Annotated in this window: 25 protein-coding genes, 3 tRNA genes and 1 pseudogene; 12 read left to right on the top strand and 17 right to left on the bottom strand. The window is 55.8% G+C overall.

Annotation, left to right across the window (positions count from 1 at the left end; genetic code table 11):
* Positions 1 to 63: 63 nt before the first annotated feature.
* Positions 64 to 474 (bottom strand): winged helix-turn-helix domain-containing protein, encoded by a 411-nt coding sequence (locus DR88_RS13010; RefSeq protein WP_025861981.1) that lies wholly within the window; start codon positions 472 to 474, stop codon positions 64 to 66.
* A gap of 401 nt (positions 475 to 875) precedes the next feature.
* Between DR88_RS13010 and DR88_RS30755 the strand changes: the two genes are divergently transcribed.
* Positions 876 to 1,025 (top strand): hypothetical protein, encoded by a 150-nt coding sequence (locus DR88_RS30755; protein WP_002907802.1) that lies wholly within the window; start codon positions 876 to 878, stop codon positions 1,023 to 1,025.
* A gap of 87 nt (positions 1,026 to 1,112) precedes the next feature.
* Here the strand turns inward: DR88_RS30755 and DR88_RS13020 are convergent, their stop codons facing one another.
* A complete protein-coding gene (locus tag DR88_RS13020) occupies positions 1,113 to 1,949 on the bottom strand; it encodes an MBL fold metallo-hydrolase (RefSeq protein ID WP_004180178.1) in 837 nt (278 codons plus the stop codon).
* Between the two features lie 7 nt (positions 1,950 to 1,956).
* Positions 1,957 to 2,472, bottom strand: a complete 516-nt coding sequence (locus DR88_RS13025; RefSeq protein ID WP_004180177.1) for a DUF4286 family protein — start codon at positions 2,470 to 2,472, stop codon at positions 1,957 to 1,959.
* Positions 2,473 to 2,628: 156 nt separating this feature from the next.
* Here DR88_RS13025 and DR88_RS13030 point away from each other — a divergent pair, with 156 nt between their 5' ends.
* Complete coding sequence (locus DR88_RS13030) at positions 2,629 to 3,513, top strand: LysR substrate-binding domain-containing protein (RefSeq protein WP_002907799.1); 885 nt, start codon at positions 2,629 to 2,631, stop codon at positions 3,511 to 3,513.
* Here the strand turns inward: DR88_RS13030 and DR88_RS13035 are convergent.
* Positions 3,510 to 4,436 (bottom strand): AraC family transcriptional regulator, encoded by a 927-nt coding sequence (locus tag DR88_RS13035; protein ID WP_004148613.1) that lies wholly within the window; start codon positions 4,434 to 4,436, stop codon positions 3,510 to 3,512. The two genes, DR88_RS13030 and DR88_RS13035, sit on opposite strands and share 4 nt — an antisense overlap.
* Before the next feature lie 98 nt (positions 4,437 to 4,534).
* Here DR88_RS13035 and DR88_RS13040 point away from each other — a divergent pair, with 98 nt between their 5' ends.
* The 3 genes and pseudogenes from DR88_RS13040 (at position 4,535) to DR88_RS0125900 (ending at position 6,799) form a co-directional block, all read left to right on the top strand.
* Positions 4,535 to 5,287 carry an SDR family oxidoreductase gene (locus DR88_RS13040; RefSeq protein ID WP_004184283.1) on the top strand — a complete coding sequence of 251 codons (753 nt, stop codon included), beginning with the start codon at positions 4,535 to 4,537 and terminating at the stop codon, positions 5,285 to 5,287.
* 905 nt (positions 5,288 to 6,192) lie between these two features.
* Positions 6,193 to 6,276, top strand: a pseudogene (locus DR88_RS31745) (hypothetical protein); the annotation flags it as partial.
* A 295-nt stretch (positions 6,277 to 6,571) separates the two neighbouring features.
* Positions 6,572 to 6,799: a hypothetical protein gene (locus DR88_RS0125900; protein WP_077260963.1), complete on the top strand. Its 228-nt coding sequence runs from the start codon at positions 6,572 to 6,574 to the stop codon at positions 6,797 to 6,799.
* 186 nt (positions 6,800 to 6,985) lie between these two features.
* On the opposite strand, the gene DR88_RS13045 is transcribed toward DR88_RS0125900, so the two are convergent.
* From DR88_RS13045 to DR88_RS13055, 3 genes are all read right to left on the bottom strand, one after another.
* Positions 6,986 to 7,062, bottom strand: a tRNA-Val gene (locus DR88_RS13045).
* Positions 7,063 to 7,066: 4 nt separating this feature from the next.
* Positions 7,067 to 7,143 (bottom strand) — tRNA-Val (locus tag DR88_RS13050).
* 4 nt (positions 7,144 to 7,147) lie between these two features.
* Positions 7,148 to 7,224, bottom strand: a tRNA-Val gene (locus DR88_RS13055).
* A gap of 254 nt (positions 7,225 to 7,478) precedes the next feature.
* Here DR88_RS13055 and DR88_RS13060 point away from each other — a divergent pair.
* Positions 7,479 to 8,057: an LOG family protein gene (locus tag DR88_RS13060; protein ID WP_004175848.1), complete on the top strand. Its 579-nt coding sequence runs from the start codon at positions 7,479 to 7,481 to the stop codon at positions 8,055 to 8,057.
* Here DR88_RS13060 and ydgU read toward each other — a convergent pair.
* The 3 genes from ydgU to mdtK all read right to left on the bottom strand — a co-directional run bounded on the left by ydgU (position 8,050) and on the right by mdtK (position 10,097).
* Positions 8,050 to 8,133, bottom strand: a complete 84-nt coding sequence (ydgU, locus tag DR88_RS31865) for a small membrane protein YdgU (RefSeq protein WP_002907795.1) — start codon at positions 8,131 to 8,133, stop codon at positions 8,050 to 8,052. The two genes, DR88_RS13060 and ydgU, sit on opposite strands and share 8 nt — an antisense overlap.
* 64 nt (positions 8,134 to 8,197) lie before the next feature.
* Positions 8,198 to 8,548: an acid resistance repetitive basic protein Asr gene (gene asr / locus DR88_RS0125895; RefSeq protein ID WP_004148610.1), complete on the bottom strand. Its 351-nt coding sequence runs from the start codon at positions 8,546 to 8,548 to the stop codon at positions 8,198 to 8,200.
* A 175-nt stretch (positions 8,549 to 8,723) separates the two neighbouring features.
* Entirely contained in the window at positions 8,724 to 10,097 is a 1,374-nt protein-coding gene (gene mdtK / locus DR88_RS13065; RefSeq protein WP_004148609.1) for an MdtK family multidrug efflux MATE transporter, read from the bottom strand.
* Between the two features lie 229 nt (positions 10,098 to 10,326).
* Here mdtK and DR88_RS13070 point away from each other — a divergent pair, with 229 nt between their 5' ends.
* Entirely contained in the window at positions 10,327 to 10,962 is a 636-nt protein-coding gene (locus DR88_RS13070) for a riboflavin synthase (RefSeq protein ID WP_025861980.1), read from the top strand.
* A 36-nt stretch (positions 10,963 to 10,998) separates the two neighbouring features.
* On the opposite strand, the gene cfa is transcribed toward DR88_RS13070, so the two are convergent.
* Both cfa and punC read right to left on the bottom strand, forming a co-directional pair.
* A complete protein-coding gene (cfa, locus tag DR88_RS13075) occupies positions 10,999 to 12,147 on the bottom strand; it encodes a cyclopropane fatty acyl phospholipid synthase (RefSeq protein WP_004148607.1) in 1,149 nt (382 codons plus the stop codon).
* 292 nt (positions 12,148 to 12,439) lie between these two features.
* A complete protein-coding gene (gene punC, locus DR88_RS13080) occupies positions 12,440 to 13,621 on the bottom strand; it encodes a purine nucleoside transporter PunC (protein ID WP_025861979.1) in 1,182 nt (393 codons plus the stop codon).
* Between the two features lie 112 nt (positions 13,622 to 13,733).
* Between punC and punR the strand changes: the two genes are divergently transcribed.
* The gene (punR, locus tag DR88_RS13085) at positions 13,734 to 14,738 is read left to right on the top strand and encodes a DNA-binding transcriptional activator PunR (RefSeq protein ID WP_032443897.1); all 1,005 of its coding nucleotides are present in this window, start codon (positions 13,734 to 13,736) and stop codon (positions 14,736 to 14,738) included.
* Here punR and purR read toward each other — a convergent pair.
* Positions 14,665 to 15,690, bottom strand: a complete 1,026-nt coding sequence (gene purR / locus DR88_RS13090; protein ID WP_002907778.1) for an HTH-type transcriptional repressor PurR — start codon at positions 15,688 to 15,690, stop codon at positions 14,665 to 14,667. The two genes, punR and purR, sit on opposite strands and share 74 nt — an antisense overlap.
* A gap of 292 nt (positions 15,691 to 15,982) precedes the next feature.
* Here purR and cydH point away from each other — a divergent pair, with 292 nt between their 5' ends.
* Together cydH and DR88_RS13100 are read left to right on the top strand one after the other, a co-directional pair.
* Positions 15,983 to 16,075 (top strand): cytochrome bd-I oxidase subunit CydH, encoded by a 93-nt coding sequence (gene cydH / locus DR88_RS29815; RefSeq protein WP_002907776.1) that lies wholly within the window; start codon positions 15,983 to 15,985, stop codon positions 16,073 to 16,075.
* A gap of 167 nt (positions 16,076 to 16,242) precedes the next feature.
* A complete protein-coding gene (locus tag DR88_RS13100) occupies positions 16,243 to 17,409 on the top strand; it encodes an MFS transporter (protein ID WP_004148603.1) in 1,167 nt (388 codons plus the stop codon).
* A gap of 62 nt (positions 17,410 to 17,471) precedes the next feature.
* Here DR88_RS13100 and sodB read toward each other — a convergent pair whose 3' ends face one another.
* The gene (sodB, locus tag DR88_RS13105; protein ID WP_002907771.1) at positions 17,472 to 18,053 is read right to left on the bottom strand and encodes a superoxide dismutase [Fe]; all 582 of its coding nucleotides are present in this window, start codon (positions 18,051 to 18,053) and stop codon (positions 17,472 to 17,474) included.
* A gap of 469 nt (positions 18,054 to 18,522) precedes the next feature.
* On the opposite strand from sodB, the gene DR88_RS13110 reads away from it, so the two are divergent.
* Positions 18,523 to 19,014, top strand: coding sequence for a helix-turn-helix domain-containing protein (locus DR88_RS13110; RefSeq protein ID WP_032443896.1), 492 nt, complete (start codon positions 18,523 to 18,525; stop codon positions 19,012 to 19,014).
* Here the strand turns inward: DR88_RS13110 and DR88_RS13115 are convergent.
* Positions 18,969 to 19,841, bottom strand: coding sequence for a C40 family peptidase (locus tag DR88_RS13115; protein WP_004151204.1), 873 nt, complete (start codon positions 19,839 to 19,841; stop codon positions 18,969 to 18,971). The two genes, DR88_RS13110 and DR88_RS13115, sit on opposite strands and share 46 nt — an antisense overlap.
* Positions 19,842 to 20,181: 340 nt before the next feature.
* Here DR88_RS13115 and DR88_RS13120 point away from each other — a divergent pair, with 340 nt between their 5' ends.
* Complete coding sequence (locus DR88_RS13120; protein ID WP_002907768.1) at positions 20,182 to 20,529, top strand: Grx4 family monothiol glutaredoxin; 348 nt, start codon at positions 20,182 to 20,184, stop codon at positions 20,527 to 20,529.
* Positions 20,530 to 20,576: 47 nt separating this feature from the next.
* Here DR88_RS13120 and rnt read toward each other — a convergent pair whose 3' ends face one another.
* On the bottom strand, positions 20,577 to 21,224 hold the full coding sequence (rnt, locus tag DR88_RS13125) for a ribonuclease T (protein ID WP_002907766.1): 648 nt from the start codon (positions 21,222 to 21,224) through the stop codon (positions 20,577 to 20,579).
* A gap of 137 nt (positions 21,225 to 21,361) precedes the next feature.
* Positions 21,362 to 21,769 carry a lactoylglutathione lyase gene (gene gloA / locus DR88_RS13130; protein WP_002907764.1) on the bottom strand — a complete coding sequence of 136 codons (408 nt, stop codon included), beginning with the start codon at positions 21,767 to 21,769 and terminating at the stop codon, positions 21,362 to 21,364.

Raw genomic sequence — 21,769 nt, 5'->3', positions numbered from 1 at the left:
AAATGGAAGCCACGCAAGCACCTTAAAATCACCATCATACACTAAATCAGTAAGTTGGTAGCATTACCCAGCAGGCGAAGTGTTTATATAATTCATCATCCCCGGCGGTTTGTATGAATAAATTTCGGCTACGTAAACGTTATTAATATAATACCCCGCGCACTTAACGCGGATGATTAACGCGCTCTCCACGCCAGCCTGGTGTAAGCGAGACTTTAAGCTCTGAATAACCTGCCATAGGCGCTGCGCGGAAGGGCGGAGATTATTTTTTTCCCAAACGTTAATCATTAACTCTTCATCGCTGACCAGACGTTCTCTGCCGTGCGCCAGCAGGTACTCCAGTAAACAGGCCATGGTGCTGCGTAGCTGGACTTGCGTCCGTGTCCCGCGCAGCGTGATAATTTCCCGATGATGCAGGCAGTAGAAAATATTATCCGCTAACTTATAGCCAAGTAGTTTATAGCCTTTAGTCATCCACCACTCCCTGACAAATCCTCTTCTTGCCGGTGCAGAGTACCTGCCCGCTGCTGACTGACCAAGTGAATTTTATCAGTTAGAATAATCAAAACAAATAACCACATAGCCATACATAACTAGAATAAAAATCTGATAATATCGCTTGATTCTGTTGTATTATGCGGTATAGGAAAAGTCTTAATCAGGCGACTGGCGAAGGTAAGCGCTTGAAAATATAGGTGGCATCGAAAAATAAATGCACTTAAATTGATTTGGATCAATTTAAGCTATTTCAGAGGGCGATGACCATTTACATTCTAAAACAAAGATTGAAATAACTTCCGTTACGCGGTGATACGCTAATTCTGAACTTGTGGAACTACCCAGGGAATGGTTCATTACTTTTCAGGAGCGTTTTTATGGTCATTGCAACTCGTAAGCCTCTGTGCAACAAACGCTGGTCGGCCAGCCCGGCCTCCCAGGATCTTCAGTTGACTCAGCTACGCCACCCGTGGGTCGCCACCAAAGCCAGCTGCAAAAGTAAAAAAGGCTGGAAGAGCCGCGGTTAACGGCTCGTCCACTTTCCCGGACAAAACGCCCCGGTCGTGCTCATGCCGCGACCGGGGTTTTACTGTGGTCATTGTTCTGCTCAACGATCACACCGAACGCAGACAATAGCCAGAGGCGGTGTTCTCCACTCTGGCGAATCCCGGCAGGCCAAGATGCATACCGGCAATCAACCACCGTTCGCTGGCGGCCTGGCGCAGCAGGATCTCCCTGGTACGCCGGGCCTGTTCAGGATCGACGTCGAAGGCGACCGAGGCTTCTGGCCGCGCAGACTGAATGGACGGGAAATGGACGATATCCCCCCAGATCAGCAGCGAGGTATCGCCCGCTTCGAGACGATACCCGGTATGCCCGGGCGTATGGCCGGGCAGAGGGCACGGGCGGATCCCGGCGATCACTTCCTCATCATCAACCCCGCTGATTTGCGCCGCGCAGTTCGCCAGTACACGGCGAACAAGCAGCACGTTGCGCCGGCCGCGATCGCTGGCGTTGTCGAACGTGGATGTTGCCAGCCAGTAAGCGCTTTCCCGCGTAGGCAGGAACACCGTGGCGTTGGGATACGCTGGCGTACCAGCGGCGGACAGCAGGCCGCCGATATGGTCCGGATGGGCGTGGGTGAGAAGGATGGCGTCGATCTCCTCGGGACCAACGCCGAGCCGCGCCAGATTGGCGATAAGTTCGCCGCCAACGCCATTGGCTCCGCCGGTGCCGGTATCCACCAGCACCGTATTCCCGCGACCGCGGATCAGATAGGCGCCAATCGCAATGGTCTCTGGCGAGGCTAATCCTGAATGCCGCTGCAGATGTTCCGCCTCCTCCCGTGAGATACCCGAGAGTAAGGACAGCGGCGCTGACATCAGACCATCACTCACGGCAGTCACCGTCAGGTCGCCAGCGGTCAACGTATAAAAGGGAGCAGGTGACATGGCGACCTCACGCGCGCTGCGCCGGGTTGCGTAACCGGGCGGTGATGGGCTGATAGATAAAGACGGCGGCAGTCGTGGCCAGGTGATGCAGGTTGTCTCGTGGGAGGATGGCGGCATACCGGGTTTGTTCGGTCGCCAGGCCGCCTGGCTGCAGGAGTATCGGCGCAGCGACGGGCAAGTCCTCCGCGGTATCGCCCAGCAGCAGCACTTCATCCGGGGCAACCTCCCGCAGCGTATTATTCGTTAGATAGAGGTGGCGATGCCAGTCGGCGATCGCCGATTGCCAGCGGGCAAAATGGCCGCCGCCGTTGCGGCGGTAGGCGTCGCTGTCGATGACGGTAGCATCGTGGATATCGTGCAGCGCCAGGTAGCAGGGGCAGCCCTCGCTGAGAGCGCGGAAGCGCTGGGAGGCGTAGAAACCGGGCACAGAGACCAGCGCCGGTAGTTTTTCCTGATTGTAAAAGGTATTCCACGCCGCTTCGCTTTGGGGATCGGTGTAGGCGCATTCGACGACATAGAGCATAGTGACCTCGATGAACAGATGATGTGGCGCACAAGGCGCTTTAGTGAGTTTTCATCATCCTATCGGCTAAAAATGGCGCTGAAAAACGATGTTAATTCAAGGCGTAGTGATATTCTGTCACTGACTTTCGGTGAGCCTGCACAAGGAGCATTGGCTATGCGTCGTAAAATCCCCAGCAGCGCTGCGCTACTGGCTTTTGAGGCCGCGGCTCGTCACGGCAACTTTGCCCGCGCGGCGGCGGAGCTCGCGTTAACGGAAGGGGCCATCAGCCGGCAGATTGCCCGTCTGGAAGCGCTCCTCGACAGTAAACTCTTCGACAGGACGGGGAGCCGGGTGCGGCTCAATCCGGCAGGCGCCCGCTACGCTCGTCAGGTCCGCGAGATCCTCGCTCGTCTGGAACGGGACACCCATGACGTCAGCGGGATGCCCGTCGATGGCCGCAGCCTGGAGATCGCCGTGCTCCCCACCTTCGCCAGCCGCTGGTTAATTCCCCGGCTCGGGCGCTTTGCGGCGCAGCATCCGCATATCGTGGTCAATATTGCCGCCCGCAGCGATCCCTTCATTCTGCCGGGAAGCGGATTTGATGCCGCCATCCATTTTGAACACCCGGCGTGGACCGGAATGGAGGTGACGTTTTTATTTGCGGAGTATTTGCTGCCGGTCTGCCATGCTGCGCTGCTGACGGATGACGATCTTCCGGGGCTGCTTAACCGGCTAACGCGCATTCACCGGCGGCAAAACCCGGACGCCTGGCTGCACTATGCCCGCGAGTGCGGTCTGGCGCTGGATAACCCCGCCCAGGGGCCGCGCTACGATCTGCATGAGATGGCGATCGCCGCGGTACTTAGCCAGCAGGGTGTGGCCCTGGTGCCGAAGATGTATGTGGAAAGCGAGCTGAGCGCCGGAACGCTGGTTGCCCCGTGGCCGGGCTCCCCGACGCTGGCTAAGCGCTTCTGCTTGATCAAACCCGGCGGCGGGGAGGGGGAGCCAGCGCTGCAGATGTTTGAGCGCTGGCTGCAGACGGAGATTGCGGCAGGTTAAGTCAGAGCTTGCCGGGAGACATTCCGCGCCGCCCGCTGGCGGGCATATTTGCCCGGCGATATCCCGGTATAACGGGTAAAAGCTACGCTGAACGCGCTGGCCGAGCCATAGCCGATGTGCTCGGCGATATCCGCAATGCTGATGCCCGTCTCGCTCAGCCACTGCATGGCCAGGGTCATTCGCCAGCCTAACAGATAGCCCATCGGGGTCATCCCGGTCAGGTCGGTAAAGCGTTCAAATAACGTCGAGCGAGACAGCGCGCAGTCGGCGGCCAGGGCGTTGACCGTCCAGCGTCTGGCGGGGGCCTGATGCAGCAGACGGATTGCCTGGGCGACCCGCGGGTCGCTCAGCCCGCGCATCAGACCGGGGGTCGCGAGCGTGCCGGAGGAACGGATGGCCTCGATAAAAAGCAGCTCAACCATTCGCGCCAGAACGAAAGATTTGCCCGCGCGATCCGCCTGCGCTTCCTCTTTCAGCAGCCCGACAAAGGTGGCCAGCCGCAGTTGATTGCGGACCACCACAAAGGCTGGCAACAGCGAGGCCAGCAGGCTGGCGTTCGTTGAACCGGAAGCGCAGTGGCCAATCAGCGCCTGCATCTGCGCAGGCTTGTCGAGGGCGCCCAGCCTAAAGTGTCCCTCCGCCAGTTGCACCGGGATGGTTTCCAGCGCCGGTGAAGGAGGCGGGGTCAGGCTGGTTAGCGAGAAGCGGTACGCCGCCGGGATCAGAATAAAATCCCCGGCGCGCAGGATCTGCGGCTCATGCTGGTCAATTTCCAGCCGACAGCCGCCTTCCAGCACGACGCCATAAAATGACAGCCCCTGATCCGAGCGCCGGACTCGCCAGTCTCCCGCCCCCTCGATGGTTTTGGTCAGCACCGCTCTGAGATTTAACATCGCGATGACCTCCGCCAGCGGATCGCTCATTTCCGGACTCCTGCTAAAGAATGATGGATTATTGACCCTATATCGTCCGGCACGGCCTGTCTATGATGAAAAGGAAGAAGCCATTCGGAGACAGAGATATGCAAACGATAATGATCACCGGCTGTTCATCGGGTTTTGGCCTGGAGACGGCGCGTTATTTTCTCGAGCAAGGCTGGAAGGTTATTGCCACGATGCGCGCTCCGCAGGAAGGTGTGTTACCCGCCAGCGACCGCCTGCGGCTGGTACGTCTTGACGTCACTTCGGCGCAGAGTATCGCAGAGGCCATTGCCGAAGTCGGAGAGATTGATGTGCTGGTTAACAACGCCGGGGTGGGGATGCTTAATGCCCTGGAGGGGGCCCCGCGCGAGGCGATAGCCAACCTGTTTGCCACCAATACCCTGGGAACGATTGCCATGACCCAGGCGGTGATCCCCCGGTTCAGAGAGCGCCGAAGCGGGACCATCGTTAATATTACCTCGGCGGTCACCCTGCAACCGATGCCCCTGCTGGCTGTCTACACCGCGAGTAAGGCGGCGGTGAATGCCTTCACGGAGTCGCTGGCGCTGGAGCTCCGTGCTTTTAATATTCGCGTCGGGCTGATCCTCCCGGGACGCGCCCCGCAGACCCGGTTCGGGGAAAACGCCCGCCGGACGATGGGACAGCTCCCGGAGAGCTATGCGGCGCTCGGCCAGCAGATCTTCGACAGCATGCAGGATAACGCCAGCGTGACGCAGGCGACCGATGTCGCTCAGGCCGTCTGGCGAATGGTGCACGATCCTGATGCCCCTTCGCGGCTGCCGGCAGGGGAAGACGCCCTGGCGATGGCGCAGGCCAGTCATCGCCTTGTCTGAAGGCAATATGCGGGACTTGTCTGTCAGACGGTGGGTGCGCAAGCTGCCGCTGCGCTTTATGGTCGGGGAATATTATCTCTGTCAGGATCGCCTGGATAATATGAGCTGTTATACGATATAACGGTCGGGGGGATTTACTGATATAAATCAGGACAGCAATGTATTTCATGGTGCGTTTTCGCAGCTTATTCTGGATGTGTGCGATCCGTCGGCTATATTATTAGATGATCAATAGCTCAGGTCATTTATATGTAAATTCTCAATGTAATTCGGGCGTTAATCTTAAAAAGTTAGTCTGGCCCGGTCGGGGCTGGACTTTCTTTATTTTACTGTGGCATGGTTTCCTCCCTGTTGTACCGCGCGCTCGCTTTTTTACACCAGGGAATAGTTATCAGTATGGAATATTGTTGTTGCGAAGCCACCGCTTCTGCCCTGCGTCCAGACAGCTTCCTTCTCTCGCATGACAAAATATTATCAGTTTATTTGTTTTATTCTGCTTATCGTCTTTGTCAGCATTACGCAGTCACTTCCGAGCTGAACCGAGATTCCGCTGAATTCAAACTGAATATACTCCGGCAGTACGCGGATACGAACGGGATTTTCTTGTGCATGTATTGCTGAGCGACTGCTATTCCGGGCGTTAAATAAAAGATCACCGTTCTGCCTTACCCAGTGCGCTTTGGGTTCCTGTAGGGAGACAGCTACGGGCGGTAGCGTTCGCGAAAGCAGGCGGGTGCGATAGCGCGGCCAGTGGGTGGGATGGCGAAGGGTAACGAATGGAGGACGTAATGATGAATTTTAACGCCAGAATAGATGGAGTGAAGCGATGAGGAACAGGCTGATAAACGATGCAACCAGTTTGGTAAAGCAACCGCCGGGGCAGTCACGCTACCGGATGGTTGTTCACCGGGGGGCGCAATATCGACAGCCTGCTGAATCAGCAACTGTTAACCCATATGGCGGCAGGACAGAAGCCGCAGCACCTGACGCGGAGCGGGATGAGGAAGAGGGGAACGCCTCAAGAGGAGTGTCCGCTTTTTTTGCAGGAAGTCTTGCCGGATTATTATTATCCGTTGGAGCTGAAACATCCAGAGCAATATACACGTCCCGATATCTGAAGCGCAGAAATCCGGTACTGCATGATAAACTGCAAAATCTGCGAGATCTGGATCTTCTGTATTTTCTTGTTGAGGATATTGTAAAACCTTTCGAAACAGCGCGTATGGTCGGTGATAAGAATTCAGCAGAATTTAACAAAATATGTGAATATTTCTTTGGTGGATTATGAATATAAAACGAAAATTACTCATCCTGCTTTCCCGTGTTATCAGAGGGGCTGGGATGGGATTAGGTGCTTCAGGTATCGCGCTGGCTGGTTGGTTCTTTTTTTTCTCAGTAAATGAATATAAATTTCTCTGGGGTTTACTTTCAGTTGTGGAATTCCTGGTGGGGTATCTGATATATCGATTTGCATATGCATATATTTATGATGAATGGAATGATTATCATTAAGAAATTAAACGGCGTGGTCTGTTGATCGATTTTTGATGCTCATTAAAAGGGTTGGCTTCCTTAGCACTCATGTGGACTAGTATGGACTATGCAAGGAAAACGCTTTGCCAATACACAACATTTTAAGTCAGCAATACCAACGGGGAGCAGGTGATAAAATTCAGGAATTACAGAAGGAAAAATGATTGGTGCGTCTGAATGGACTCGAACCATCGACCCCCACCATGTCAAGGTGGTGCTCTAACCAACTGAGCTACAGACGCATTATGGTGCGTTTAATTGGACTCGAACCAACGACCCCCACCATGTCAAGGTGGTGCTCTAACCAACTGAGCTATAAACGCATTATGGTGCGTTCGATTGGACTCGAACCAACGACCCCCACCATGTCAAGGTGGTGCTCTAACCAACTGAGCTACGAACGCAATGTTGTGGTGACAACGGGGACGCATATTAGCGGCAGGGAGGGGATGTGGCAAGAGGTAAACGTCACTTTTCTTGCACATTGCATGCGATTGCGGAACTTTTACTCATTCCGGATATATTTTACTGAACCACAAGGATATTTCTTCGCCAGCGAGCATCACGGCTCTTATTTTTCAGGCAGTCCAAACCTGCGCGGAAGGGTTGCCGATGTGTTAAATTATCGGCCACCAGAAGAGAAGGAGTCATAACGAAGATGAAATCGATTGGTATTTTCTGCGGTTCTTCAGCTGGCGAACATCCGCTGTACCTCGAAACCGCCCGTCTGGTTGGACGTACGCTGGCGCAGCAGGGGTTGGCGCTTGTCTATGGCGGCGGCAAAGTTGGTCTGATGGGGGCGGTCGCCGATGCGGCGCTGGAGGCCGGTGGCGTGGTGATCGGCGTGATGCCGCGCGGCCTGGTGGAGCGGGAAATTGCCCACCGCGGCTTGACGGAGCTGCATGTGGTCGAGGATATGCACGAGCGGAAAACCAAAATGGCGGCGCTGGCGGATGGCTTTATTGCCCTGCCGGGCGGGGCGGGGACGCTCGAGGAGATTTTCGAACAATGGACCTGGGCGCAGCTGGGGATCCATGAGAAACCGTGCGCGTTCCTGAATATTAAGGGTTATTACGATCCGCTTCAGGCGATGGTCGATAACATGGTACGGGAAGGGTTTATGCACCCGCGCTACGCGGAGATGCTGCCGTTCGCTACCTCGGCAGACGAGATTATCGCCGGTTTTCGCGACTATACGCCGCCGGCCCGAAAATGGGTTCAGCAGCCAGCTATTTAAACATCAAGCGCAGGGTAAACAGCGCGCAGACGATGAGCAGTAACAGCAGCAATTCGAAGCGATAGCGTTGCAGCATGATGTCCTCCTGAAAAAAAACCGGCGCTGTTCAGCGCCGGTTTATCACCTTAACGCCCTGACCATTATGCCGCCGGTTTAACCGCCGGTTTAGCTTCATGGTGCGTCGTTTTATGGTGTTTCTTCGCCGCCTGCGCTTTCTGCGCTACTGCCGGTTTAGCAGCGGCTTTATGGTGTTTCTTCGCCGCCTGGGCTTTTTGCTCAGCAGCCGGTTTTGCAGCAGCTTTGTGGTGTTTCTTCGCCGCCTGCGCTTTCTGCTCGGCTGCCGGTTTCGCGGCCGCTTTGTGATGTTTCTTATGGTGAACGGTAGTATGGCTGGCTGCTGCACTCGGGGTGGTGCTTGCCGCATCGGCAGCGAAAGCAACTGATGACAGACCCATAGCAGCGGCAACGACCAGAGCTAATACTTTTTTCATTCTGAAATCCTCGACTTGGTTTCTTGAGTAACCCCACTGCGGGGCTGTTGGCAACACTATAAGCGCCTGCCGGGAGGCTATCAGTGAGTCTTTGGTGTCAGGGAGTAACGGAATGTACAACGCGCCGTTATAGCGAAGAACGAAAAAGCCCGCCGGAGCGGCGGGCTTAGACAAGTTAGCGCGCTGCGCGCTGTAAGATGATGCTGGAAGGCTGGCGCTGCAGAAAACGCATCCGCAGCATCATCATGATGGCGGCGGAGGTCAGACCGATGATAAATCCGCACCAGAAACCGGCAGGTCCCATGCGGGGCACAATCATATCGGTCAGCGCCAGCAGATAGCCGCTCGGCAAACCCAGCACCCAGTACGCGGTAAAGGTAATGAAAAAGATAGACCGCGTATCTTTATAGCCGCGCAGAATGCCGCTGCCGATCACCTGAATAGAGTCGGAGATCTGATAGATAGCCGCCAGCAGCATCAGGTGCGAGGCCAGCGTAACTACCTCGGGATTATCGTTATACAGCAGCGCAATCTGCTTACGCATCAGGACGGTAAAGATAGCGGTAAATACCGCCAGGCAGACCCCTACGCCCACGCCGGTGCGGGCCGAAACCTGGGCATCGATCGTTGAGCCCTGGCCAAGGCGGAAGCCGACGCGAATGGTGACCGCCGCCGCCAGCGACAGCGGCAGAACGAACATCAGCGAGCTGAAATTAAGCGCGATCTGGTGACCGGCGACGTCAATGATCCCGAGCGGGGAGACCAGCAGCGCGACGACGGCAAACAGAGTGACTTCAAAGAACAGCGCCAGAGCAATGGGCAGCCCCAGCTGCACCAGCCGTAACAGGACGGCAAAATCAGGGCCGCTGAAGCGCTCGGCGCAGCGGATATCGCGCATCGTACGCGCCCGGCGCACCCACCACAGCATGCTGGCGAACATCACCCAGTAAACGGAGGCCGTCGCCACACCGCAGCCGACGCCGCCCAGCTCGGGCATGCCGAAATGACCATAGATAAAAATATAGTTCACCGGAATGTTGACCAGTAATCCAATAAAGCCCATGACCATCCCGGGCTTGGTTTTTGCCAGCCCTTCACACTGGTTACGGGCGACCTGGAAGAACAGATAGCCCGGAGCGCCCCACAGCAGCGCGCGCAGGTAGCCAACCGCCTTCTCTGCCAACAGCGGATCGATGTTATGCATGGAGCTGATGATGTATCCGGCGTTCCACAGCACGACCATGATCAGCACCGAGACAAAGCCGGCCAGCCAGAAGCCCTGACGCACCTGAGGCGCGATACGCTCCCGCCGCCCGGATCCGTTAAGCTGCGCCACCACCGGGGTCAGCGCCAGCAGAAGGCCGTGGCCGAAGAGGATCGCCGGCAGCCAGATGGAGGTCCCGATGGCCACGGCGGCCATATCCGTGGCGCTGTAGCCACCCGCCATTACGGTATCGACAAAACCCATCGCCGTCTGCGCCACCTGCGCAAGGATGACGGGTATAGCCAGAGCTAATAACTGACGCGCTTCAACGAAATACTTCTGCACGTGAACACCTTCGAATTGTTGTTATTTTGAGACTAAAAAAGCCGCCGTAACTGGCAGCAAGGGGATAAAAATGAGGAATTTCCAGTCTATTGTAGCGAGGATTGGCTATTAAGCCAGTGAAAAAAGAGTCGAGGCACGAAGCGCGCTGGCAACCGCTTTGCCCTCCTGTTATTGTTCCCGATAGCGAAAGCGGTAATGATACCGTCATGATTTTCAACAGGAGCCAAACATGTTTACTGGTATTGTTCAGGGAACCGCGAAAGTGGTCTCCATTGATGATAAACCCAATTTTCGCACTCACGTGGTTGAGTTACCGGCACATATGCTGGAGGGGCTGGAAACCGGCGCCTCGGTAGCCAACAACGGCTGCTGCCTGACGGTGACCGAAATCAACGGCGCGCGCATCAGCTTCGATCTGATGAAAGAGACGCTGCGGATTACCAATCTTGGCGATATTCAGGTCGGCGATGAAGTGAACGTCGAGCGAGCGGCGAAATTTAGTGATGAAATCGGCGGGCATTTAATGTCCGGCCACATTATGACCACCGCGGAAATCGTGAAGATTCTGACTTCCGAAAATAACCGTCAGATCTGGTTTAAAGTGCAGGATCCAACGCTGATGAAATACATCCTCTATAAAGGATTCATCGGTATTGACGGCATTAGTCTGACGGTGGGTGAGGTGACGGCGACCCGTTTCTGCGTACATCTTATTCCGGAGACGCTGCAGCGGACCACCCTGGGAGCGAAAAAACTGGGCGATCGCGTCAATATTGAGATTGATCCGCAGACCCAGGCGGTTGTCGATACGGTCGAACGCGTGCTGGCCGCGAAAGATATGGCGGCTAAGGTCAATGAAGCCTGAAAAAAAATCCCCCGCCGATAAGCGGGGGAGTGTTATTTAACGGGCGACGCGCAGTCCATGTTCAATACCGCGCGAGAACACCACCTGCCAGAGCTGAATGTCGCGGGCGCGGAAGGCGCCGGCGCAGGCGTTCAGATAATAGGTAAACATGCGTTTGAAACGCTCAGAATAGTTATCGGCAATTTCCGGCCAGCTGGCGAGGAAACGCTCATACCAGGCCATCAGGGTCGTGTCATAATCGGCGCCGAAGTTGTGCCAGTCTTCCATCACAAAATGCTTCTCGCTGGCTTCGGCAATGTGACGCACGGAAGGCAGGCAGCCGTTCGGGAAGATATATTTATCGATCCACGGGTCAACGTTATGGTCGGTGAGCTTGGAACCAATGGTGTGCAGTAAAAAGCGGCCGTTGGGTTTCAAATTACGGTCGGCAACCTCAAAGTAAGTAGCGTAATTTTTCGGCCCCACGTGCTCAAACATGCCAACGGAGACGATGCGGTCAAAGCTGTCGTGCAGATCGCGATAATCCTGGAGACGAATCTCTACATCGAGATCGGCGCAGCGCGCCTGGGCCATTTTTTGTTGCTCGGCGGAGATGGTTACACCCACGACGCTGACCTGATAATTTCGCGCCATATATTCGGCGAGACCGCCCCATCCACAGCCAATATCCAGTACCCGCATGCCTGGCTCCAGCTCCAGTTTGCGGCAGATGAGATCCAGCTTAGCCTGCTGGGCGGCCTCGAGGCTCTGCGCCTCTTTCCAGTAACCGCAGGAATATTGCATATAGGGATCAAGCATCCGGCTGAAGAGATCGTTGCCGAGGTCGTAGTGCTCTTTACCGACAATCCAGGCACGTTTTTTACTTTGTAGATTAAACAGACGAGCGCCTGCGATGCGGAGTGTGTCTTTGAAATGGTGTGGGAGCTGCTTTTCCAACCCGGCGCGTAACACCTTGTGGAAGAATATATCCAGACGCTCGCATTCCCACCAGCCGTCCATATAGCTTTCGCCTAAACCCAGCGAACCTTCCTGCAAAACCCGTTTAAAAAAGAGAGGATTTTTAACCCGCAGGTCGGACGGCGCGGAGCCATTGATTTCAATTCCCGCACGGCCTAATAATTCAGCTGCAATCCGGTACCAGTCATCATTTGGTACACTTACTTCTTCTATACACGATGAACTCATAGCTTCTCCATCACGCCCAAGTGATCAGAACCTTAAAACAGCGTAGACGCTTTTTTGGCTTTGTGAGAAATCTCACGGATAATCCGTGAAGTCGCTATCCGACGTAAACAGAGGAAGGGAGATAACCCTTGCCGAAAGGCCTTCCATGGTGAAACGGAGGCATCCTGCATCCGTTAATCTGTAACTATTTTCTATTTATGTGAACCCGGATCCAGTATAGGACGCTAAGTACTGGCTTTCAATAAAAATTTCTTAGCATGCTAACGACTGGTCCGGGCCCTGGCGACGGGCATTACGCGTGGGAAGAGTGGGGTGTCAGCTCCGGCGTCTGCTGCAGGCGATAGCCTATTCCGGCTAAGCCAATCGAAACCAGCATTACGCTGGTGGTGGTCAGCAGCGGCGTGGCGATCAGCGCGGATACCAGCAGACTGGTCAGGAAGCACAGGCCAAGCTGCAGGGTATTTTGCAGCGCGGCCGCGCGGCCGGTCGCCTGCGGAAAAGGCTTCAGCGCCTGAGCAACCACGATGGGGTAGATCCCGCCGTTGACCACCGCCATCATGCAGAACGGGATCATTAACGCCACCAGCGAGGCATGGGTTTGCAGGCCCACCAGCCAGGTGGCGGCTACGCTGACGGCAAAAATCACCAGCAGCCACGGCAGCATCTGTTGACCGGACCATTTCTGCAGCAGCGCGCGACAGCCATAGCCTCCCACCAGAAAGGCGATGGTCTGCGGAATATAGCTCAGGCCGATAGCGGTTGGGCCATAGCCCATTTCATGCAGGATAAAAGGTGAACCGGTAAGCCAGGCGAAGAAGCTGGCGGAACAGGCGGCGTAGATCAGGACGTTGCCGCTGTATTCCCGGGAGCGCAGCAGCGCGAGAAAGGTGATCTTTTGCTGCGTCACTACTACTGACTTCGCGGCTGCCTTCAGGCGCAGGGCAGGCAGCATCAGCAGCAGAGTGATGGCGAACAGGGTGGCGAAGATGGCTTGCCACTCGAAGTGCACCAGCAGCCAGCTGCCCAGCAGCGGGGCCAGCGCCGGCGACAGTCCTACCAGCGGCATAATGGTGGCGAAGATGCGGTTCGTGCGCTGGGCAGGATAGTAATCGGCGACCATCGCCTGCCAGGTAACGGCCGCGGCACAGACGCCAATCGCCTGCAGAAAGCGCAGCGCCAGCATCAGGGTGGCGTTGTGCACCCACAGCATCCCCAGACAGCCGGCCGCGAAAATCGCCAGGCCGCTCAGCAGCACCGGTTTACGTCCATAGCGGTCCGACAGCGGTCCCCAGAACAGCTGGCCCAGCGCGAAGCCGGCGAGGAACAGGCTCAGGCTGGCGCTAATGGAGGCGGCGGAGGTGTTGAGATCCTGCTGCATGGCGGCAAACGCCGGCAGGTATATATCGGTGGCCAGAAAGCCCAGCACGCTCAGGCCGGCCAGCCAGACTAAAAATCCTTTCCCGGGTTGTGACATAACGTTCTCATAGTTGGTGTACAGGTACGATGCCGCAGAGTGTAGGGAGTGCATTGTGGCTTGTGAAACGCTAATATTTGTCACATGCATTCAAAAATTTTGCAGGCAGAAAATGTGGTCTGAATACTCTCTGGAAGTGGTTGATGCCGTCGCCCGTAACGGCAGCTTCAGCGCGGCCGCGCAGGAGCTTCACCGGGTGCCTTCCGCGGTCAGCTATACCGTGCGTCAGCTCGAAGAGTGGCTCGCCGTTCCCTTATTTGAGCGTCGCCATCGTGATGTGGAGTTGACCCCCGCCGGGGTCTGGTTTTTACAGGAAGGGCGCTCTGTTATCAAAAAAATGCAGATCACCCGCCAGCAGTGTCAGCAAATTGCGAACGGCTGGCGCGGACAGTTGTCGATCGCAGTGGATGATATTGTGAAACCGGCGCGGATGCGTCAGATGATCGTCGACTTCTATCGCCATTTTCCCGACGTCGAACTGATCGTCTTTCAGGAAGTATTCAATGGTGTATGGGATGCGCTGGCCGACGGCCGCGTTGAGCTGGCGATTGGCGCAACGCGATCTATTCCGGTCGGCGGTCGCTATGCGTTCCGCGATATGGGGATGCTGAGCTGGGACTGCGTGGTGGCGAGCGATCATCCGCTGGCAAAGACGGATGGACCCCTGAGCGACGACGTCCTGCGTAACTGGCCGTCGCTGGTGCGGGAGGATACCTCGCGCTCGTTGCCTAAACGGACAACATGGTTGCTGGATAACCAGAAGAGGGTAGTCGTCCCTGACTGGGAATCATCAGCAACCTGTTTGTCGGCAGGACTCTGCGTCGGCATGGTGCCGAGCCATTTCGCCCGTCCATGGATAGATCGCGGCGAGTGGACTGCGCTGGCGCTGGAAAATCCGTTCCCGGATGCCGCCTGCTGCCTGACGTGGCAGCAGAACGATGCCTCACCGGCGCTGAACTGGATGCTTGACTATCTGGGGGACAGCGACACGCTGAATCGGGAGTGGCTGCGGGCGCCGGAGAGATCCGCGCTCGCCAGATGCCTTAACGACGATAATCGACAAACGGGCCATCCGCTACCGAGCGGCGCTCAACCAGACGAGGGTGCACTTCGATAGACTGCGACTCTTCACGCTTGTTGACGATACGATCCAACAGCATGTTAAATGCGGCCTCGCCCAGGGAATCTTTCGGCTGATGAATGGTGGTTAACGCCGGGCTGAAATAGCGGGCGTTGCGCACATTATCATAACCGATCAGCGAAATGTCCTGCGGCACCCGCAGTCCCATTTCATCCGCCGCGCAGATAGCGCCCATCGCCATGATATCGCCGCCGCAGAAGACCGCCGTCGGGCGGTGCTGCTGGTTTAGGATCTGCTGCATTGCGCGGTAGCCGGACTCCGGCTCGAAGTCGCCCTGCACAATCCAGTTTTCCGGCACGCTGATATGCGCCTCTTTCATCGCCTGCATGAAGCCGGCCAGTCGCCCCGCGCCGGTGTTGCGCTCCAGCGGGCCCGGGATCACGCCGATTTCGCGATGGCCGCGTTCAATCAGGTAGCGTCCGGCGATATAGCCGCCCTGGAAGGCGTTATCGATCACCGCATCGGTGAAGTCGGCTTTCGCCTCGCCCCAGTCCATCACCACCATCGGGATATGGCGGTACTCTTCCAGCATGCTCAATACCGAATCCGGATACTCGGAACACATCACCAGCAGACCGTCTACGCGCTTTTGCGCCATCATCGACAGATAGGCGCGCTGCTTTTCCAGATCGTTCCACGCGTTACCGAGGATCAGAGTATAGCCCTTCTGGAAGCAGCTCTTTTCAACGGACTCAATAATTTCAGCGAAATAGGCGGCTTCGCTACTGGTCGCCAGCAGGCCAATCGATTTGGTGTGATTGACTTTCAGGCTGCGCGCCACGGCGCTCGGCGAGTAGTGCAGCTCTTTGATCGCCGCCCATACCGCATTACGCGTCTCTTCGGCAACGAAACGGGTTTTGTTAATTACATGTGACACAGTTGTAGTGGAAACGTTTGCGCGTTTCGCTACATCTTTAATAGTTGCCATTACATCTCACTCCATGCCTTGACCTGATCGCCTGATCATCGATACGTAAACGTTTGCCTACACACACCCTGAATACAATTTTCAACATTGCATCACGTCGGGAAAACGACACAGAACGACAGGAAGGGGTCAATGGCCGATACGCTTTTAAATTAGCGTGGGATTTTGTCCGATCTTGGGGCAAAGTGGAAGAGCAAAAATGTGCATCGCCCTAAATCCCGGAAGATTTTTGCGATTTTTTGTGCAAAAATGAGCAAGCTCACTTTTGGTGTGGGGATAACAAGAGGGAAAAATGATGGATACCAATTTAAAGTTTTCGCTGATCACCACGATTATTGCTCTCGGCGTGATTGTCGCTTTCAGCCTGACCGCCATACTGCACTAATGTTTCGCTGAGGGAGGAGCGCCGCTTCCTCCCCATATCCCGCTATTATTATCAATTCTGCAAAAATCTTTTGTCATTTCGTTCACTTTTGTTTTTTTGTGATTGATGTCATGCTTTTGACTTCTGATGTTACGCCGTCCTCTCTGACGGTCTGATGGAGTCATTGAATGAAAATCAACTTTCCTTTACTTGCGCTGGCGATCGGCGCCTTTGGCATCGGTACCACCGAGTTCTCCCCGATGGGATTGCTGCCGGTGATTGCGAAAGGTGTGGACGTCTCGATACCGGTAGCGGGAATGCTGATCAGTGCGTATGCCATCGGCGTCATGGTCGGCGCACCGCTGATGACGCTGCTATTGTCGCATCGCGCACGGCGCAATGCGCTGATTTTTCTGATTGGGATCTTCACCGTCGGCAACCTGTTGTCATCCATCGCGCCGGATTACACCACGCTGCTGCTGTCGCGGATTATTACCAGCCTCAACCACGGCGCTTTTTTCGGCCTGGGATCGGTGGTGGCGGCCAGCGTCGTGCCAAAGCATAAGCAGGCCAGCGCGGTAGCCACTATGTTTATGGGCCTGACCATCGCCAACATTGGCGGCGTGCCGGCGGCCACCTGGCTTGGCGAAACCATCGGTTGGCGGATGTCCTTCCTTGCTACTGCGGGATTAGGCCTGCTGGCGATGGTTAGCCTGTGGTTCTCCCTGCCGAAGGGCAGCGCGGGGGAACGTCCTGATGTCAAAAAAGAGCTTTCTGTCCTGCTGCGCCCGCAGGTGCTCTCCGCGTTGCTGACCACCGTGCTGGGCGCCGGGGCGATGTTTACGCTGTATACCTACATTTCGCCAGTGCTCAATACGCTGACCCACGCTTCATCGCTGTTTATAACCGCGATGCTGGTGCTGATTGGCGTCGGTTTTTCGCTAGGCAACTATCTGGGCGGCAAATTTGCTGACCGGTCGGTCTCCGGCACGCTGAAGGGCTTTCTGCTGCTGCTGATGGCGATCATGCTGGCGATCCCGCTGCTGGCGCAATCCCAGGCCGGGGCGGCCATCAGCATGATTGTCTGGGGCGCAGCAACCTTTGCGGTGGTTCCGCCGCTGCAGATGCGGGTTATGCGCGTAGCGCATGAGGCGCCGGGGCTCTCTTCTTCGGTGAATATCGGCGCGTTCAACCTCGGCAACGCGCTGGGCGCCGCCGCCGGTGGGGCGGTGATCTCTGGCGGACTGGGATATGCGTTTGTGCCGGTGATGGGCGCAATTATCGCTGGTCTGGCGCTGCTGCTGGTCTGGTTTAGCGGGCGAGCGCAGCCGGAAGAGGCTTTCGCCAGCCAGTAATCATCGGCTGGGCAAGGGCAAAAAAAAACCGCAGCCGGGGAGACCCCGCTGCGGTTTGTCGTTTATGCCGCCAGGTTAGCCGCAACAAACTTCCAGTTTACCAGCGCCCAGAAGTGGTCCAGGTAGCTTGGACGGGCGTTGCGGTAGTCGATGTAGTAGGCGTGTTCCCAAACGTCAACGGTCAGCAGCGGCTTCGCGTCGGTGGTCAGCGGGGTGCCGGCGTTGCTGGTGGAGACGATAGCCAGGCTGCCGTCGGCATTTTTGACCAGCCAGGTCCAGCCAGCGCCGAAGTTTTTCGCCGCGGCATCGGTAAATTTGGCTTTAAAATCCGCGAAGCTGCCGAAAGATTTGGCGATTGCGGCCGCCAGTTCGCCTTCCGGTTCGCCGCCGGCGTTAGGCGCCAGGCAGTTCCAGTAGAAGGTGTGGTTCCAGACCTGCGCTGCGTTGTTGAATACGCCGCCTTCAGACGTGCGGACGATCTCTTCGAGGGACTTGCCTTCGAACGCAGTGCCTTTGATCAGGTTGTTGAGGTTAGTGACATACGCCTGGTGGTGTTTACCGTAGTGATATTCCAGGGTTTCTGCGGAAATGTGCGGCGCCAGGGCGTCTTTTGCATATGGTAATGCAGGTAATTCAAACGACATTGCTACTCTCCTTATAACTTTTTGTTTTATCTCACATTGACAGGATGAGGTTTTCACCTGAATCGTGTTCTGACCGCCCGACGCTGTCGCGTCCCGGGCGTGTTATTGTATTGAGAATGTTAACATTTGCCGCAAGCAGTGAAAAGCCTTACAACGATAAAGGCTGTTATCTCCGGCGCATGTGGTGAAGGCTTAACCGTTTTCTGCAGGAGTGGCCGATAAGCCGCCAAAATTGTTGCAACCATGTATAAGGAGATGCCCTCTGCGGATTTGCGAACTCGCATGGCAATTAACTACTCTGCTTCGCCGCTGTCACGCAATGCGCTGAACAAAAAATAAAACTTTAATATCAAACGATTAATAAAAATATGCGCTCAGGCAATCGTCGCTATGCCAATAATTCATTGTCTATTTTTTAATTTGTATGACAAATATAGCCGCCAGCAGTAATTTCCCCAGGATGACGACGATGGCAAAAACAGATGAGGTGGTGAGCGCGAAAATGATCCCGGTGGTGCAGGGGATTGTTGACTGGATCGAAGCACATATTTTCGACACCCTGTCGGTGAGCGAGATTGCGAAAAAGTCCGGCTACTCACACTGGTACTTCCAGCGACAATTCGCCATGGTAACGGGCTGCACGCTGGCGAGCTACGTCAGCCGACGAAAGATGACGATTGCGACAATCTATTTAACGCAGACGCAGACGCAGGCGTCGATACAGAGTATTTCTCAGTGCCTGGGATACGAGGGACAAGCCGCTTTCTGCCGGACCTTTCACCGTCACTTTGGCATGTCGCCGACCCGCTATCGTCGTGATACGCCGGGCAAAGAGAGCAATCTGCAATATCCCTTGCGGGTGGGGATGGAGATCGAGCAGGAGAGGCGGTCTGCCGCCGCAGCGGCAGACCGGGATCAGCGAATGGTTTTCGGCGTCATGACGCGACGAGCGCCGACATAATGGCGAACCCAGTAATCCTCGCTCAGGGAGGTGATTTGAATATCACGACCTGTGCGCGGCGACTGAATGAATTTTCCGTTGCCGACGTAGACGCCGACATGGTCGGCAGCGCCCCGTCCGCGGGTGCGGAAGAAGACTAAATCGCCGCTCTGCAGTTCATCACGATCCACCGGACGCGCATCGCGCAGGTGGTACATTTCGTTGGCCGTACGCGGGATGTGGATCTTGACCAGGTCCTTATAGGCGTAATAGACCAGCCCGCTGCAGTCAAACCCGGTGCGCGGCGAGGTGCCGCCCCAGCGATAGGGTTTACCCAACTGGCCCATCAGTTTGTTCATCGCGGTACTTTGCGCTTTTTGCACCCGGACCTTGTGGGCGTCGGCGATCGTTAAATTCGCTTCGCTGGCCTCGGGCTTACAGCGTTTTTTATAGCCCTTGCGCACCACGCATTTGCTTTTGACGCTGTTTAGCGCCAGGGTCGGCTCGGCGCTGGCGGCGACCGTTTTCGCGCACTGCTTTTTATAACCTTTACGCAGCACGCATTTTTTCGTCGCGCCGGCGGCCTGACGATGAAGTGCGGTTTGGCTTGCTGCGGTAGTGCGGGTAGGGAGCCGGGTGCGCGAGGACTTTTTACTGGTGGTTTTAGCGGTGGTTTTAGTTTTTTGACTGGTTGCTTTTTTCTTGCGCTCTGAGCCACTTTTCGCGGGCAACGCTTTTGGCGAAGCGGAGGCGTGCGTATGCCCTGATGCCTGAGCCAGTGGCGTGAATGAGATAGACGTGAACAGTAATGCACAGAGCGATATCGCGATTTTGTTTAGCCGCGCCACTGAGCAATCCCCTGATTAATTACAGACATGTACAAATGCCTGACGATGAATGACAAACCGGAATGATTCTAAAGCATAAAAAGCCGGAAAGTTAATATTCTTTTGTATCAAAAATGTCGATTGGTTAACGATTGCAAGAAAACGCGTCAGACATTGACCGCCTCGCACAGAAAATGCGCAATGAGCGCCCGCCTGCGATCGCAAAGTGATATTTTTAAGGCAACTTCGCGCAACAGAAGATAAAATATGAATAGTGAAAAAAATGTTATTATCCGTCCTGCCTACAGGACGCTACAATGACAAGTTACTGCCGTAGAAAGAAGTTTAAGGAAGCACGACAATGAGCTCGACTTTAGAAAAGATCCAACGCCAAATCGCTGAAAACCCGATCCTGTTGTATATGAAAGGGTCGCCGAAGCTGCCAAGCTGCGGTTTCTCTGCCCAGGCTGTTCAGGCGCTGTCCGCCTGTGGCGAACGTTTTGCTTACGTTGATATCCTGCAGAACCCGGATATCCGCGCCGAGCTGCCTAAATACGCCAACTGGCCGACTTTCCCGCAGCTGTGGGTAGACGGTGAACTGGTGGGCGGCTGCGATATCGTCATCGAAATGTACCAGCGCGGTGAACTGCAGCAGCTGATCAAAGAGACGGCGGCAAAGTACCATACCGACGAGCCAAAAGCGGAGTAATTCCCGCCATCAGTAAAAAAGCGACTTCCTGGAAGTCGCTTTTTTTATCACTCCGGGGTGGCCACTGGCAGCGGCCAGCCGCCCAGACGCTTCCAGCGGTTCACGATCTCGCAAAACAGCTGCGCCGTCTGCTCGGTATCATACAGGGCGGAGTGAGCCTGCGCGCCGTCGAACGGCATACCCGCGGCAATACAGGCTTTCGACAGCACCGTCTGGCCCAGCGCCAACCCGCTTAGCGCGGCGGTATCGAAGGTAACAAACGGATGGAAAGGGTTACGTTTAAGTCCCGCGCGTTCGGCGGCGGTCATGGTGAAGCTGTGGTCAAAGGTGGCATTGTGCGCCACCATGATTGCCCGGCTGCAGTCGCTCTCTTTCATCCCTTTGCGCACCATTTTGAAGATGGCATGCAGGGCATCGTATTCGCTGACGGCCCCGCGCTGCGGGTCATGCGGGTTAATCCCGTTAAAAGCCAGCGCTTCGGGCTGCAGATTGGCGCCCTCGAAAGGTTCAACATGGAAATGCAGCGTTTCATCGGGCATCAGCCAGCCGTGCTCATCCATCTTCAACGTAATGGCGGCGATCTCCAGCAGGGCGTCGGTTTTGGCGTTAAATCCTGCGGTTTCAACATCGATCACCACCGGATAAAAACCGCGGAAACGGTCGCACAGACCATTCAGTTGAGCGTTCTCGGACATCAGATTCTCTTAGCTGGAAAAAAGTAGCGCGCATTATGGCAAATTTTGCCGCGGCTTGCAGCAGGCAGGGGTGAAAACAACGGGCGCCGTAGCGCCCGGGCGAGCCATGGCATTAAATATGCCAGCGTGGGGAAGCGTTAGTTGCCCAGACCTTTGCCGGCATCTTTCTCTTCAATGAGCTCGATTTTGTAACCGTCCGGATCTTCCACGAAGGCGATGACGGTGGTGCCGCCTTTTACCGGCCCGGCTTCACGGGTGACGTTGCCCCCGTTCTGACGGATCCGTTCGCAGGCTTCGGCGGCGTTATCGACGCTCAGCGCGATATGGCCGTAGGCGGTGCCCAGCTCATAGCTGTCCACGCCCCAGTTGTAGGTCAGTTCGATTACCGCGGTTTCGCTCTCTTCGCCGTAGCCGACAAAGGCGAGGGAGTACTTGTACTCCGGGTTTTCGCTGGTGCGCAGCAGCTTCATGCCCAACACGTTGGTATAGAAGTCGATAGAACGTTGCAGGTCGCCAACGCGCAGCATGGTGTGGAGTAAGCGCAT

Origin of the sequence: Klebsiella pneumoniae, assembly GCF_000742135.1 — a bacterium.
Lineage (GTDB): Bacteria > Pseudomonadota > Gammaproteobacteria > Enterobacterales > Enterobacteriaceae > Klebsiella > Klebsiella pneumoniae.
Note: the sequence above shows the minus strand (reverse complement) of the source record. Positions and strands in the feature narration are given on the sequence as shown.